Here is a 13,984-nt window from a genome sequence, read left to right on the forward strand (position 1 = left end):
AGGTATTGAAACCCATGCCAAATCAGGAACCAACCACCAAGGAAAAAATTCTGGCCGCCGCGCTGGATATGTATTCCGTGAAAGGATATACGGCCGTATCCATAAGGGACATCGGCAGGGCGGTCGGGATTAAGGAAAGCTCCATCTATTATCATTTCAAGAACAAGGAAGATATCCTTCAGACCCTCTTAAGGGAGGCGGAGCAGTGGACGCAGAGCCTAAAAACCGGCTTCATTCTCGCCATGGACGCCATCGTGCAAGTGGAATGCGAAAAGTTTATTGCTTCCGGCATCTTCTATCTTGATAAGTACCTGCTGGACGAGAACATTTATAAGCTGGTCCGGATGCTGACCATAGAGAAGCAGATGAACGAAGAAGCGGCAAACATGTACCGCAGCCTGTTGTTTGAGGTCCCGCTTGAACACCAGAAGCAGGTTTTTGCTTCGCTGCTTGCAAGAGGCCTGATTCAAAGCGACGATCCGGCAGAGCTTGCGTCAGAGTATCAGGCCATCATCCTGTTCGTGTTCCAGCGATATTTTTCGGGCATCGTTTCCGCTGCCATCTCCGAAGATAAAGCGGCAGCAAGAACCGAGCTGACCTCATTGTTAAGACGATTCTACAATCGTTATTTTGACCGGGGAGGGGACCTGGAAGATGAAGATTTATAAAACGCGGACGGCGGAAAAAAACATCCTGTCGACCTACGACCGCCTGCTTGAGGCATGGGATACCGAGATTTCGCAAGTTGAAATTCCGTCGCGTTACGGCAGCACGCATGTCAACGTTTTCGGAGCGGCGGACGCGAGCCCGGTTGTGCTGCTTCACGGCGTCGGGGACGACTCCGCCTTGATGTGGATCTATAACGCCGCCGCGCTTGCGCCGCATTTTCGACTCTATGCCGTGGATACTCTCGGCGGGCCCGGCAAAAGCGTGCCGAATCCCAACTACAATAAGGCTTTTGACGACGTGATTTGGATGGATGAAATACTGGATGGTTTGGGGTTGGAGCAGGTGAATATCGCTGGCGTATCGCACGGAGGGTTTCTGGCTCAATATTACGCGCTCCATCGACCGCAGCGCGTCGCCAAGGTGTTAAGCATGGCGGCAAGCGTTCCGGCAGGCGGCGGCAGTCCGATGAAGACGATGATCAAGGTTTTTCTTCCCGAAGCGTTGTTTCCGACCAGACGCAATGTCGTCAAATTGCTCGGTAAGCTTACCGGGAGCAACAGCGCCGCCTTTACCGCGAACCCGTTGATCCTCGAGCACTTTACGGCCCTTTTGAAGGGCTTCAACAATATGGCGATGAGGTTCCACAAGGTTACGGGCTTTACGGATGAGCAGATCGGCGGCATTCGAGAGAAGGTGCTGTATTTACTGGGCGAAGAGGATCCCTTTTCCCGTCTTGGGGGAAAAAGCGCCGCCCTGAAATATCGGATGAACGTCCGCTTTTTTGCGGACGTGGGGCATGGCATAAATCATGAAATTGCCGATGAGGTCAACGCCATATTTATTGAGTATTTCAGTTGAAGAGAAGCCGTGGGGAGCAGGCCCACGGCTTCTTGGCGGTTTAACGGCGCATCATCTGCGCAGCTTAACATGTGCATCTTTTCACTTATTATAAAATAGCTTTACACGGTTTCCCGTACGGACGTTGGCGTGATTTCGAGAACCCGGGTTAAGAAAGGAAATTTCTCTTTCATCATTTCATATTCCTCACCGGATTCCACAAATCGGGCCGTGGCTTCCATCAGGAAACCGGCTCCCATCGCCCAGAGTCCCATAATTTCACGGCTGGCAATCGTGATTTTGACTTTTGAATTTTGCTCGATGTTATGCTGCGTCTTTTTCATCCCGGCAGCCGGAATGAGCAGACGTTCGTCTTCCGTGATTTGCACATAGGTATTCCAAGTGTTGCTCACATGAGGCTCAGCTTCGTTTTCCGACCAGGTCACGATAGCCACGGCTCCTTCGTGCGCAACGACTTCCCGTAATTTTTCGTTGATCATAGATACTCCATCCTCCTATATCTTTTTTTGTGCGCAGGTTGTCCTAACCAAATTAATTATATAATCGGATTGTATGTGTCGAAAGTTCCAGTTTATATTATTTTATAGGATACAGTTTATTGCGGAGAAGGAGGACTCCACCTTGATTTTTCTTAATAACGAGAGCACAACGCCTTTATATGAGCAGATTTATGACCAACTGCGGGAGCAAATCGTTTCCGGCCTGCTGACTGCGGCAGCCAAGCTTCCCTCAACCCGGACGCTCGCGACCGAGCTTCGGGTGAGCCGCAATACGGTTGAGAAGGCGTATTTCCAGCTTGTTTCGGAAGGTTACGTAACCAGCAAAACCGGCAGCGGGTTTATAGTGGAGCCTATGGATAACGGGATCGCGGCGCAGGGAAGGCCTGCCGCGGCTTCCGCCGTTCTTCGGGAGACCATAGCGAAAAAAAACGAATCCGCAGAGCCTGACTTCGATTTTCGTTACGGTTCCTTAAGCGGGGAAGATTTCCCGCTGCGGCTGTGGAAAAGGATATCAAACGCGTGCTTATCCTCCATTCGTGTCGAAGACATGACGAACTACCGGGGGAACACCGGAGAACCGGAGCTGCGGATGGAGATCGCAAAGTACATCGCTAAAGCCAGAGGGGTCTCCTGCCGTCCGGAACAGGTCGTGATCTGCTCCGGGCTTCAGCACAGCTTAAGTCTGTTATGCCAGCTGCTGCGGAATGATTATGGGCAGGTCGCTTTGGAGGATCCGGGATATATCGGAGCCCGGGAGATTTTTCAGAACAACGGCTATGAAGTCATTCCCGTGAGCTTGGATAAAAACGGGATTCGGGTCGAGGAATTGGAAGCAACCGGCGCCAGGCTGGTTTACGTCACACCTTCCCATCAATTTCCGGGAGGGGCCGTCATGCCGATCCGCAGAAGATTGCAGCTTCTCGACTGGGCGGCCCGCTGCGGCGGGATCGTCATCGAAGACGATTATGACGGGGATTTGCGGTATAATTCCAGGCCGATTCCTTCGATCCAGAGCATTGACGCAAGCGGCTCCGTCGTGTACATCGGTACGTTCTCAAAGGCATTGTCGCCGAGCCTTCGGATCGATTATCTCGTGCTGCCCGAAGATTGGCTGGTGAGGTATGAGCGTCGTTTTGAGTGGTACCCCACTTCCGTGCCCGTGGTGCAGCAAAAAATCATGCACCGGTTCATGCACGAAGGCCATTGGGAGCGGCATTTGCGGCGAATTGTCTTGGCGAACAAAAAGAAACATGATGCTTTAATCCGCGCCGTCCAGCAGCAACTGGGGAACAAGGTTATTGTACACGGCAGCCAGGCGGGTCTGCATATTTTGCTGGAAGTGAAAAATGGCTTGTCCGAGTCCGAACTTATCGAGCGGGCCAGGGAAAAAGGAGTCCAGGTTTACCCTGTATCCATGCTGTGGATGCGAGCGGAGCATTATACGGACAATATGGTGATGCTTGGCTTCGGAGACATGCACGAACAGAGCATCGCGGAGGGAATAAAGCGGCTAAGCGAAGCTTGGTTCTGAAAATAGCCAAGGTCCCTGACCAATTACTTTGCAGGATGCAGGAGCCTTGGCTTGTGGATTTCCTATTCCTCAGCATTTCCGGTATTTCCGCTGTATCTGTGATTGTGCGGAATCATGCCATTGACGGTCGTGTAGCCTTCAAAGTAATGATAGTGCCCGCCGCCGGGCAGCGGAAGGGACGGACCGGTATTTCCACGGATCGTATGCGTATGGCCGTTATCAAATGAAGTTTCTACAAAGTAGGCATGCACATGCGGGACTCCGCTGGCTGCGGGTTCGGTAACGCCGGCATAATGATGACGGTGCCCGATGTCAATAGAGGTGTCTCCGGAAAAAGGATGCACGTGAACCGGCCTGCCGTTCCAGGAAGTGATAAACAATTGATGCAAATGGGGAGACCCGGATTCGTCCGAATGATCGGAATCCACGATAAATCCCGTGATAAGGTTTTCCATCTTATTTCCCTCCATAATTTAGTACAATTGTTTTATTTTATTCGGGAGGGAAGGAGATGGTTCGCTGCGTTCCATGTTTATGAAATGGACTTATTCGCTGGATGTATGTCTTAGTCGCAGATAGGATGGTTTACATAAATTGTCTATGTACGTTTGGTTGAGAGGAGGGATATCCATGAGCGACGTTTGTGATAAGGACATTGGTTATGCACCTACAGCCGGCTTCACATCCACCGGTGTTATTTTGGTGCTCTTCATTCTGCTCGTTATTGTTTCCACTGCATTTATCTAATTCGGAAATCCAAGAAGACCGCCTGGCCTGATGACCAAGCGGTCTTTTCGCGTTTAAAACTGCAATACAACCATCTGGTGGCAAACCCAGGCCGGGACGGTGTAGCTCACGGTTCCGGCCTCTTGCCGGAAAGGCAGGGATACCCGCTGCGGCGCCAAGTAAACCTCCTTCACCGGCGCAGGCACGGCGACCGAAACTTGGGTGTCGGTCATCGGCGTCAGGTCTTCGATCACCTCGACGTTTTCGCCGCGGCGGACCGGAGAAGCGTACAGCAGATGATTGACCCAGCGCCCCAAATCATTTTGCGCTTGCAGCGTCGTGACACCTTGCGCCGGCAGATTGGTCGACAGCGTTTTGGCGCCAAGCAGACGATCCAGCGCATAGATGACGATTTCCTTGACCGGGAGGCTGCCCTTCATCGCGTAATCCTCGAACACGTTCCAGGCTACATAGATCCCGGCCGGGCCTTCGGTCATGCCCGGACCGGCATCCTTCAGGTCGGACGGCGTGTGCTGATGCGAGCAGAAGGTGAACAGATCGCGGTTAAAATAAGGGTTCTCCCGGCTTCCGAGCGTACGTCCGCTGCTTGTAAGCGTCACGTCCCGGCCTTCGGCATAAATAACGAACGAAGCGCTGCGGAGTGAGGAAAGTTCAAAACCCGGCTTCAAGTAGGACGGTTTAAATGCCGAAATTCCTAGATCCATGACGCCAAAATCCAGCTCGAAGCGGCTTTCGTCCGGTGACAATCCGGAACGTCCGGTTGCCAGCAGCTTGCCGCCTTTGGCGAGAAAAACGGTCAGCTTGGCTTTGAGCGGTTCGGTGATCAGAATGACATCCGGCAAAATAATCACTTTATATGCTTCGAAATCGGCTTCCGTATCAATCACGTCGTAAAGATAGTGCCCTTCGAGCAAAATGCGGACGGCTCCGGCGTCGAAACGTCCATACTCCCATTTCTTGCTGCCCGGGACATGCCCTGCGGCTTCGGCGGACAGCAGCGCGATGTCGGCGACCGAAGAGGTGTCCCGGCACCATTCTTCTTTGGCTTCAACCTCCCGGTAAGCCTCGCCGATCAGCGAATAGGTGGCCGGGTCCATAAATCCGCTGGGATGAAGCTGGTCGCCGATGGAACAGCGGGCGCCGTTGGCGATGCTTAACGCCGCCTCGTACCGCAGGGCGTTCGGATGCTTGTATCCGCCAAACTCGCCCCATGAGGTGTGAAATTTCCCGGTCATGCCCAGAAAATCCATGCCCAACGTCTGGGCATACCGCGCCGAAAGCGGGAAATGGTCATACCCCCAGCCGCCCGTCGGGAGCGATTCAAGCTCCAAATGAGTATTGACCCGTGCAAGATCGCGGCGTCCGCGGCTGACGTGGCTGCTGTTGTGGAATACGGGCAGTCCGGGTTTGATCGCGTGAACGGTTTCGTTCATTTTTTTCGTATAGCTGAAATACGTCTCTTTCCACAGCGCTTCCATGTCCTCGCGATTGCGGGGATCGGAGCCTCTCTTGCGGATTTCGGCCACGCAGTATTGGCAGTAGCACTCGCGAACGCCCACGATATCTAGGAAAATGCCGTCCGCATCGTAGTTGATCACGACCTCCCGGAGCTGCTCGGCGAGAACTTCCAGATAGGGCGTGTTCATGCAAAATTGGTGGTAGCCCGGCTTCATAAAATCGGATACCCAGCCGATCTGTTCGTGCTCGTCGCGAATCAGCCATTGGGGATGTCTTCGGGCCAGCTTTTCGTCCAATCCCGCAGAGAGATAGACGGGTGTTTTGACGCCGATTTCGTGCGCGGCTTCGATCTGGGCGCCAAGCAAATCAAAGGATAAATGCGGATGCATTTCATTGGCTTTCGTGGGATGGTAGGCCCAGCCGTGATGGCATTTGGCGAAAACCGTGATGGAATCGACATGCCCCAGCCGGAGCATCTCCTGAAACTGCTTTTTGGAAAAAGCGCTTCCAACACCTTCGATGGCTTCGGAAGTGTGATAATCCAAATGAACCTGGCGAAACTTCATGCGTAATGTCCTCCTGTCTCGACGTTCGTGTTTCGAATCGTCTGATAGCTACCATGCTACTCAAAAAAACGCCTTGATACAGCTGATATTTACGACTAAATATAGTACAATTTCTACATGTTCCAATGGGAGGCGATGAAGGTGCTCGTGCTTGAGCTTCAGGTTCCGCCGGTGCCGTTGCTGGCGACGGTAGGCTGCACGCGGTGGCAGCCGGGGGTGGTCCATTTTTCGCGCACATTTGACGTTTTCGATATGATCATTTGCTCCAAAGGCGCGTTATATATGGAGGAGGACGGGATCAAATACGATTTGCTGGAGGGGATGATGCTTGTTCTGGAGCCCGGAAAACATCATCGCGGTTACCGGCCGACCGAGTCGGAAACCGAAGTGTATTGGATTCATTTTCGGTATCCGGGCATGGGGGAATTGCAGCCGCTGCTGAGGGACAAAAACAACTGGCAGCAGCCGCTGCTGCAGCGAACCGATCAGGACACGGAGCCTCATCCCGCTATCGTCGATATACCGAAATTTGCTGACGTCGATTTAAGGAGCCTCGAGCCGATGCTAGCGGAAATGCTGGAGCTGCACCAGGTGCTTACGCCGCAGCGCTCCTTCGAACTGCACATTTTATTCGGCGAGTTTCTGGTGCAGCTGCAAAACGGGATGCGAAAAAGCGCTCCGGGAGCGCGTTCCTATTCCCTTGGCGAAAGGGTCGCTTCCTACTTGGAGGAACGGCTTGATCCACCGTTTGACTCTGCCCAAATGGAGCGGGACCTGCATTACCATTTCGATTACTTAGCCAGATGCCTGAAGCAATATTCGGGAATGAGTCCGCTGCAGTACAGGCATCATTTGCAGGTGGAGCGGGCCAAACGGCTGCTCACGCATTCGGAGCTCCCGCTCAAAAAGATAGCCGAGGCATGCGGTCTGTCGGACAACAACTATTTCACGCGTCTGTTCAAACGCCAAACCTCGCTGACGCCGGGGGAATATCGCAAGCGATACAAGGTTTTTCGGCTGGAGTGACGAAAGACGGATCATGCAGAGCAGCGATAAAGGCATTTCCGTGATCCCCCTTGAGGGCAATTTGGAGGGAAAAGCGGTAGTACTTTTTAAGGAGCCTAATCTATATTAGAATATAGGGAGAAACTCATTTGGTAATAAAAGGCACCAAATCGAAAAGACCAGAGAGGGGATGGCTGTGAACAACGCAGACAGGTTGTCAGGTACCACGAATGAACTGGGAGATTGGAAAAGGAATATCGTTCTCTTCTTAAGCAGTCAGACGATATCGCTATTTGGTTCGTCCTTAGTGCAATATGCTATGTTGTGGTATATTACGCTGAATACGAAATCCGGCATGATGATGACGTTGTATATTATTTGCGGGTTTATTCCGACGTTTCTTTTATCCCCGATTGCAGGCGTTTGGGCGGATCGGTATAACCGGAAGCTGCAGATTATTTTATCGGATGGGATGATAGCGATTACAACTCTGACTCTCGCTCTTGTTTTTTTGATGGGATATGACGCGACTTGGCTGCTTTTTGTTATGGCTGCGGTCCGAGCCGTTGGTACAGGCATTCAGACTCCCGCGGTCGGGGCCATTTTGCCGCAAATCGTCCCCGGCGACAAACTGACAAAAGTGAACGGAACCAACGGTAGCCTGCAGGCTGTAATCATGTTCGTGTCACCGATCGTTAGCGCGGCGCTGCTTACCATGGCTTCGATAGAAATGATCTTCTTCATCGATGTTATTACTGCGGCGATCGCTATTCTAACGTTGTTGCTATTTTTCAAAATTCCGGTACATGAAAAGGCTGCGGATAAACAAACGACGAGTTATTTCGATGATATGAAACAGGGGCTAACCTATGTCAAAGAGCACGGCTTCCTGAAAACCTTTTTTATGTTTTTCGCCTTTCTCTTCGTGCTGATGGCTCCGGCTGCCTTTCTCACCCCGTTACAGGTAACGCGCAGCTTTGGCGATGATGTATGGAGATTGACCGCCATCGAAATCGCTTTTTCCGTCGGGATGATGGCAGGGGGCGGCATAATTGCTTCCTGGGGAGGATTTGCCAATAGAATCCATTCAATGACTTTCGCAAGTATCATTATGGGCGCTTGCACATTTTTGCTTGGGGTAGTTCCGCTGTTTTGGATCTATTTATTCTTCATGGCCGTATTTGGCGTGGCGCTACCGATTTTTAATACTCCAGGCACAGTTATCCTCCAGGAGAAAGTGGACGAAAATTATATGGGGAGAATTTTTGGCTTGTTCGGGATGATTTCGAACTCGATGATGCCGATCGGCATGCTCATTTTTGGTCCTATTGCCGATGTCATTCGAATTGAATGGCTGCTTGTCGGAACGGGGCTTTTGATTATGATTCTGTCCTTGTTCATGGGGCGGAACCATAAGTTACTTGAAGCGGGAAAACCGGCTATCCAAGCAGATCCAGCCCATTTATGAGATAAACGGAGGAAATGATTTATGCAATCAGTGGTTGGTGGGATTCGCGAAATTTATCGTTACCCGGTGAAATCTATGGCCGGAGAAAGCTTGGAGAGCTGCATTATTGAACCTTACGGGATGTTGGGTGATCGCTTCAGCACCTTTTATGATGAGACTAAAGAGGGCTGGTGGCGCTACATCACGGCGCGGAATATTCCGAATTTGCTGAATTATCAGGCGCAGTTTGTGAATGGCGAAATCCGAATCACGGCGCCGGACGGGCGTGTTTTCGGCTGGAACGAAGCGTTGCTGGAGGAGATTCAGCGCCAGACGAAGACCTGTATCACGATGTCCCTAGTCAAGGATCCGCATCCCGAGCATCCGCAGCTGCTGTCGGTGGAAGGGGCAAGCATTTTGCTCATGACGGACGCCAGTCTCAAGAAGCTTGAGGCCATGTGGGGCCAGCCTTTGGACACGCGCCGGTTTCGGGGCAATTTCGTGGTGGCTCTGGACGACGAGTCCATGTATGAAGGAGACTGGATCGGACGCCGCTTGAGGATTGGCGAGGTTGAACTGCAGGTGGACAGCTATTGCGAGCGCTGCGTGGTGATCACGATGGACCCGGACACTCAGGAGAAAGACCCGTCCCTCCTCAAAATCGTGAACGAGGAGTTTGGCCTCCATTTCGGCGTTTACGCTTCCGTGGTCAAGACGGGGGAGATTCGAACCGGAGATTCCGTTTCACTGCTTGATGAACAGGAAGTGGCGGTTTCTCACAGCTTACTTCCGTAACCGGATGATATCCTGATGTTATAAAATACCGAGGAACTAGAGGGGGAACGCTTTGCTTCATCCATGGAGTCTTTTGATACCGTTTATGATCCTGCTGCCCAATATGCTCTTCTTCCGATTGGCGCCGCGGAATATGCCTGCCGCTGAACCGCGCAAACCTTTGCCGTTAACTCTGGCGGAAGGCATCGGGAGATTCGGAGTGCTGATTGCTCCGCTGTTTGCGCCTTTTTATCTTCATCACACCTATGAGGTGGTCGCGTTTATCGGGATGCTGCTTTCGCTGTTGATGTATTATTCGGGCTGGGCCAGATATTACATGAAAGGCAGGGAGTACCGGGTATTGTTCTTACCGATGCGGGGAATCCCCGTGCCTTTGGCGGTAAGTCCGGCTTTGTATTTTCTGTTCTCCGCCGCGGTTTTGCACTCCTGGTATGTCCTGATTTTTGTCGTTCTATTTGCGGTGGGACATATTGTCAACAGTTACAAGGTTTATGAAGGACTTGATAACACGAAAGTGTAGGTACATAGCAGCTTGGCGGTACATAAAAAAGCTCCTGCGGCGCAAAGCCGGACAGGAGCTTTTTGTCTTATATTCAGAGAGTAAGCCCCGATAACCTCAGTGGACGACTCCATAAACTCCATTTTTCAGGAACAATTCCCGCACCTGCTCCGCCATATATTCCGGTGAATGCGGCATTTGATGACGAATCCACCACTCCACAATCCCCACGAAAGCCGAAGCCATGAATTGGGCGTTCAGTTCGCTGTCGATTTCGGGATTCTTGGTTTGCAGATCCAGCTTGGCTTTCAAATTGGCGGAAACAAACTGCATCAGCCGGTCGCGGAAGGTGGTCGTCCGGTTAGAGGCCATCATGGCGGAGAAAAACGAGTAATGATCCCGGTAATAAACGAATACCGGTTCCAGGTTGCCGACCAGCAATTCGATGTTTTCGTAATCCTCATGATGTTCGCAAAAGTCGATCAGCCGGGTGATGTGTTCTTCGATGCATTTATCAAGTAGATCGTATTTGTCCATATAATGCAGATAAACGGTCCCCCGGTTTACATTAGCCCGGTCCGCGATATCGTTAATGGTGATTTGCTCGAACTCTTTTTCGGAAAAAAGCTCCAGAAACGCCTTGTTAATCGCCTCCTTGGTTTTGACGACCCGTCTGTCGATTTTAACGGCGGTTTCCATGATCGTGTGCCTCCCCTTTGTAAATGAACATTTTTGTTTCCTATGTTGATTATTCGACAAAAACGCATCGATTAGCGATTGTAGTCTTTTCTCAGCTAGCTATAATAATACTCAACGGGCGTCAAATAATCAACGTTTGTTGATAAAAATGACGACGAAAATTTTTTGTTAAGGAGAGAATCATATATGGAAAACATACAATCGAAGGTCGTAATTATTACGGGAGCATCCAGCGGAATTGGAGAAGCTACAGCCAAGCAGCTCGCTCAAAAGGGAGCGAAGCTGGTGCTCGCGGCACGCAGAGAAGAACGTCTGCAAGCGCTCGTTAACGAAATTGAACAAGCGGGCGGAGAAGCGTCTTATTTCAAAGCGGATGTAGCCAATGCCGAAGACATGCTGAAACTGGCACAATTTGCTTTGGCGCAGTATGGCCGGATTGATGTGCTGGTGAACAATGCCGGAATCATGCCGGTTTCCATGCTTAGCGAGCTGCGGGTCGAGGAATGGGATCAGATGATTGATGTGAACATCAAAGGCGTGCTGCACGGGATCGCCGCAGTGCTGCCGACGATGCGAGAACAGCAGGCGGGACATATCATCAGCGTTTCTTCGGTGGCGGGGTATGTGGTAAGTCCGAGCTCGTCGGTGTACAGTGCAACCAAGTTTGCCGTCAGAGCCATTTCGGAGGGCCTGCGCCAGGAAGAGTCGCCGACTAGCCGCATCCGCTCGACGATTATTTCTCCGGGGATGGTGGAGACGGAGCTGCTCGGATCAGTCAAGAGTCCGGGGATGTTGGCCATGGCGGACCAAATCCGGAATATGGGTATTTCCCCGGATCGGATTGCCGACGCGATTGCGTTTGCTATCGGTCAGCCTGAAGATACCAGCGTGAGCGAAATCGTGGTCAGACCTACGAGTCAAGCGATGTAAGAGACGACGAATTCATACGATGTACGAAAGACAGCCGGTCCGGATGGATCGGTTGTTTTTGTATTTAAAGGATTGTGCAGCATTAGGCAAGGATTGTGCAGAAAAAATATACTACCGTTGCCGGAGTCGGAGGATAATATAGACTAAGACTTACCCAAAGGAGAATATTCATGACATTAAATAAGCGCAAATTAGGAAGTCAAGGGCTTGAGGTATCCGCAATCGGCCTCGGCTGTATGGGAATGAGCCAATCCTACGGGCCGGCGGACGAAAGCGAATCGATAGCCACCCTGCATCGGGCCGTCGAGCTTGGCTGCAACTTCTTCGATACAGCCGAAGGGTACGGTCCTTTTACGAACGAAGAGCTGCTCGGCAGGGCTTTTAAAGGACGGCGGGATGAAGTTGTGCTCGCCACCAAATTTGGTTTCCGGTTCAAAGACGGGAAGCAGGTGGGAGCCGAAAGAGCCAGCAAACCGGAGCAAATCCGCGCGGCGGTGGAGGGCTCGCTGCGCCGGCTCGGCACCGATTATATCGATTTGCTGTACCAGCATCGCATTGATCCGGCTGTTCCGATTGAAGAGGTCGCCGGTACGGTAGGGGATCTGGTTAAAGAGGGGAAAGTGCGCTTCTTTGGCCTTTCCGAGGCCGGAGTTACCAATATTCGCCGCGCCCATGCCGTTCATCCGGTGTCCGCGCTGCAAAGCGAGTACTCGCTGTGGGAAAGAAACCTGGAGGAAGACATCATTCCGGTTCTGCGCGAGCTTGGCATTGGGCTTGTTCCGTTTAGTCCGCTTGGACGCGGTTTCCTTGCGGGCGAAGTCAAACGGGCGGAAGAGTATCCGGCAAACGACACCAGACATAGCGATCCGCGTTATCAAGGCGATAACTTCGACGCTAACGTGCAGGCGGCCCGCATCGTGCGCGAGATCGCCGAAGCCAAACAAGCGGCGCCAGGGCAGGTCGCACTGGCCTGGTTGCTGCATCAAGGCGACGACATCGTCCCGATTCCCGGCACCAAACGCCGCAAATATCTGGAGGAGAACCTCGCCGCCGCCGATTTGCAGCTTGAGTCCACGGAGCTGCGGCTGCTGGACGACGCTTTGGCGCCAGGCAAAGTCTCCGGCAATCGTTACCCGGATTGGATCATGGAGACGATTGACCGATGAGGTTGAATAGCGGGAGATAAAGCAGAAACACCTTCAAGAGGAATTCTAGCCATGTTGTATGGTTAGGGAATATCTTGAAGGGTTTTTATATTTTACGGCAAAAGAGAACGGAGGAATTTTAGTAAGATGGATTCCAAATTATAGTATAATGAAACTCGTATACATAATAATCATGCTTATGAGGTGCATAGCGCTTGTTGGAAAAACTAGTGGACTATTTAAAGCTTTCCCCAGGTTGGTCGCTGGCATTAGTCGTTATTTTTACGTTATTTGTTTGGATGTACAAAGAATTCAAGGCCATGCTGTCCGAAAGCAAACGAGCCCAATTAACGTTGATTCAAAAGCAGATGGACTTGTATGCCGGTGTCGAGGCGGCGATCGCTCTTGCATTGAAGCGACAAGAGCAAGAGAATCCGCAAGCGAAACAGCATCTATATACTAAATTGGGAGAGGCAAGCTCTTACTTTTCGGGAGAGCTTCGCCAGATTCTTAGAGATTTTTACTCAAGAGAGAACTTTCTGGTTTTAAAGACCCTATTATCCCTCGTACAAAAGGAAATCGATCGTCTTGATAAAGTCAAAGCAAAACTATCTCCTTTAAGTATGCCTAACGATGTCTTTGAGACGGTTTCAAAGCTCTACGATCCTTTAAAACCTATTATACTAATCACAGCTACGTTTATTGTTTCCATGTTCTATATAGCTGCGATTTTGGGGCAAGATGCATATTGGGGAAGGATTGTCGTAACTGCTGCCTTTATTTCCCTTGTATTTGGTCTCATGCTATTGGCAGCCTTTATTTCCGTGTTTTTTGACGCCAGCGAAAAACTCACCCGTTTTACTTGTTTGCAAAGTATAGAAGCGATAGTTATGATTTTTGCACCGATCATATCTTTTATATTTCTATGGTTGTCTATTCCAATACTATTATTGCAAATTTTATCGTTGGTATTATTTGCTAGCGAGAAACGAAAAGAAAAATACATTGTTACCTAAAGTTTAAAAGATAAGAAGCAAGGGTTTCTATGTGACAATAAGCAAGCCCTCAATTCCTCCCGCAAGAGGGATTAAGGGCTTTTTTGTTTGCTCGACGGTTTATCACCGATCGAGTGTTA

Annotated in this window: 15 protein-coding genes; 11 read left to right on the plus strand and 4 right to left on the minus strand. The window is 51.0% G+C overall.

The window, feature by feature from the left end; genetic code table 11:
- Nucleotides 1-14 precede the first annotated feature (14 nt).
- Entirely contained in the window at nt 15-668 is a 654-nt protein-coding gene (locus tag ACI48K_RS13085; RefSeq protein WP_475028029.1) for a TetR/AcrR family transcriptional regulator, read from the plus strand.
- Nucleotides 655-1,527: an alpha/beta fold hydrolase gene (locus tag ACI48K_RS13090; RefSeq protein WP_475028030.1), complete on the plus strand. Its 873-nt coding sequence runs from the start codon at nt 655-657 to the stop codon at nt 1,525-1,527. The genes ACI48K_RS13085 and ACI48K_RS13090 overlap by 14 nt, the downstream gene beginning before the upstream one ends.
- A 101-nt stretch (nt 1,528-1,628) precedes the next feature.
- Here ACI48K_RS13090 and ACI48K_RS13095 read toward each other — a convergent pair whose 3' ends face one another.
- Nucleotides 1,629-2,006 (minus strand): pyridoxamine 5'-phosphate oxidase family protein, encoded by a 378-nt coding sequence (locus ACI48K_RS13095; protein ID WP_475028031.1) that lies wholly within the window; start codon nt 2,004-2,006, stop codon nt 1,629-1,631.
- 142 nt (nt 2,007-2,148) lie between these two features.
- On the opposite strand from ACI48K_RS13095, the gene pdxR reads away from it, so the two are divergent.
- Entirely contained in the window at nt 2,149-3,558 is a 1,410-nt protein-coding gene (pdxR, locus tag ACI48K_RS13100) for a MocR-like pyridoxine biosynthesis transcription factor PdxR (protein WP_475028032.1), read from the plus strand.
- Nucleotides 3,559-3,620: 62 nt separating this feature from the next.
- On the opposite strand, the gene ACI48K_RS13105 is transcribed toward pdxR, so the two are convergent.
- Nucleotides 3,621-4,013, minus strand: coding sequence for a YmaF family protein (locus ACI48K_RS13105; protein WP_475028033.1), 393 nt, complete (start codon nt 4,011-4,013; stop codon nt 3,621-3,623).
- Between the two features lie 175 nt (nt 4,014-4,188).
- Here ACI48K_RS13105 and ACI48K_RS13110 point away from each other — a divergent pair, with 175 nt between their 5' ends.
- Nucleotides 4,189-4,305, plus strand: coding sequence for a YjcZ family sporulation protein (locus ACI48K_RS13110; protein WP_475028034.1), 117 nt, complete (start codon nt 4,189-4,191; stop codon nt 4,303-4,305).
- Nucleotides 4,306-4,358: 53 nt separating this feature from the next.
- On the opposite strand, the gene ACI48K_RS13115 is transcribed toward ACI48K_RS13110, so the two are convergent.
- The gene (locus tag ACI48K_RS13115) at nt 4,359-6,329 is read right to left on the minus strand and encodes a beta-galactosidase trimerization domain-containing protein (RefSeq protein ID WP_475028035.1); all 1,971 of its coding nucleotides are present in this window, start codon (nt 6,327-6,329) and stop codon (nt 4,359-4,361) included.
- Between the two features lie 135 nt (nt 6,330-6,464).
- Between ACI48K_RS13115 and ACI48K_RS13120 the strand changes: the two genes are divergently transcribed.
- The 4 genes from ACI48K_RS13120 to ACI48K_RS13135 all read left to right on the plus strand — a co-directional run bounded on the left by ACI48K_RS13120 (nt 6,465) and on the right by ACI48K_RS13135 (nt 10,096).
- Nucleotides 6,465-7,355, plus strand: a complete 891-nt coding sequence (locus ACI48K_RS13120) for a helix-turn-helix domain-containing protein (RefSeq protein ID WP_475028036.1) — start codon at nt 6,465-6,467, stop codon at nt 7,353-7,355.
- Between the two features lie 175 nt (nt 7,356-7,530).
- A complete protein-coding gene (locus tag ACI48K_RS13125) occupies nt 7,531-8,802 on the plus strand; it encodes an MFS transporter (protein WP_475028037.1) in 1,272 nt (423 codons plus the stop codon).
- Nucleotides 8,803-8,823: 21 nt separating this feature from the next.
- A complete protein-coding gene (locus tag ACI48K_RS13130) occupies nt 8,824-9,576 on the plus strand; it encodes an MOSC domain-containing protein (protein WP_475028038.1) in 753 nt (250 codons plus the stop codon).
- A gap of 52 nt (nt 9,577-9,628) precedes the next feature.
- On the plus strand, nt 9,629-10,096 hold the full coding sequence (locus ACI48K_RS13135) for a hypothetical protein (protein ID WP_475028039.1): 468 nt from the start codon (nt 9,629-9,631) through the stop codon (nt 10,094-10,096).
- A 96-nt stretch (nt 10,097-10,192) separates the two neighbouring features.
- Here ACI48K_RS13135 and ACI48K_RS13140 read toward each other — a convergent pair whose 3' ends face one another.
- Nucleotides 10,193-10,774 carry a TetR/AcrR family transcriptional regulator gene (locus ACI48K_RS13140; protein ID WP_475028040.1) on the minus strand — a complete coding sequence of 194 codons (582 nt, stop codon included), beginning with the start codon at nt 10,772-10,774 and terminating at the stop codon, nt 10,193-10,195.
- A gap of 186 nt (nt 10,775-10,960) precedes the next feature.
- Between ACI48K_RS13140 and ACI48K_RS13145 the strand changes: the two genes are divergently transcribed.
- The 3 genes from ACI48K_RS13145 (at nt 10,961) to ACI48K_RS13155 (ending at nt 13,865) form a co-directional block, all read left to right on the plus strand.
- Nucleotides 10,961-11,704: an SDR family oxidoreductase gene (locus tag ACI48K_RS13145; RefSeq protein WP_475028041.1), complete on the plus strand. Its 744-nt coding sequence runs from the start codon at nt 10,961-10,963 to the stop codon at nt 11,702-11,704.
- Between the two features lie 170 nt (nt 11,705-11,874).
- Nucleotides 11,875-12,870, plus strand: coding sequence for an aldo/keto reductase (locus ACI48K_RS13150; protein ID WP_475028042.1), 996 nt, complete (start codon nt 11,875-11,877; stop codon nt 12,868-12,870).
- A 197-nt stretch (nt 12,871-13,067) separates the two neighbouring features.
- Nucleotides 13,068-13,865, plus strand: a complete 798-nt coding sequence (locus ACI48K_RS13155) for a hypothetical protein (RefSeq protein ID WP_475028043.1) — start codon at nt 13,068-13,070, stop codon at nt 13,863-13,865.
- Nucleotides 13,866-13,984: the final 119 nt, after the last annotated feature.

The sequence above is a fragment of the Paenibacillus terrisolis genome (genome assembly GCF_056171975.1).

What these genes read in the sequence shown, in the direction of transcription:
- ACI48K_RS13150 (WP_475028042.1), top strand. Translation starts at nt 11,875, where the DNA reads ATGACATTAAATAAGCGCAAATTAGGAAGTCAAGGGCTTGAGGTATCC.
- ACI48K_RS13115 (WP_475028035.1), bottom strand. Translation starts at nt 6,329, where the DNA reads ATGAAGTTTCGCCAGGTTCATTTGGATTATCACACTTCCGAAGCCATC.
- ACI48K_RS13110 (WP_475028034.1), top strand. Translation starts at nt 4,189, where the DNA reads ATGAGCGACGTTTGTGATAAGGACATTGGTTATGCACCTACAGCCGGC.
- ACI48K_RS13130 (WP_475028038.1), top strand. Translation starts at nt 8,824, where the DNA reads ATGCAATCAGTGGTTGGTGGGATTCGCGAAATTTATCGTTACCCGGTG.
- ACI48K_RS13145 (WP_475028041.1), top strand. Translation starts at nt 10,961, where the DNA reads ATGGAAAACATACAATCGAAGGTCGTAATTATTACGGGAGCATCCAGC.
- ACI48K_RS13105 (WP_475028033.1), bottom strand. Translation starts at nt 4,013, where the DNA reads ATGGAAAACCTTATCACGGGATTTATCGTGGATTCCGATCATTCGGAC.
- ACI48K_RS13140 (WP_475028040.1), bottom strand. Translation starts at nt 10,774, where the DNA reads ATGGAAACCGCCGTTAAAATCGACAGACGGGTCGTCAAAACCAAGGAG.
- ACI48K_RS13085 (WP_475028029.1), top strand. Translation starts at nt 15, where the DNA reads ATGCCAAATCAGGAACCAACCACCAAGGAAAAAATTCTGGCCGCCGCG.
- ACI48K_RS13120 (WP_475028036.1), top strand. Translation starts at nt 6,465, where the DNA reads ATGAAGGTGCTCGTGCTTGAGCTTCAGGTTCCGCCGGTGCCGTTGCTG.
- ACI48K_RS13095 (WP_475028031.1), bottom strand. Translation starts at nt 2,006, where the DNA reads ATGATCAACGAAAAATTACGGGAAGTCGTTGCGCACGAAGGAGCCGTG.
- ACI48K_RS13090 (WP_475028030.1), top strand. Translation starts at nt 655, where the DNA reads ATGAAGATTTATAAAACGCGGACGGCGGAAAAAAACATCCTGTCGACC.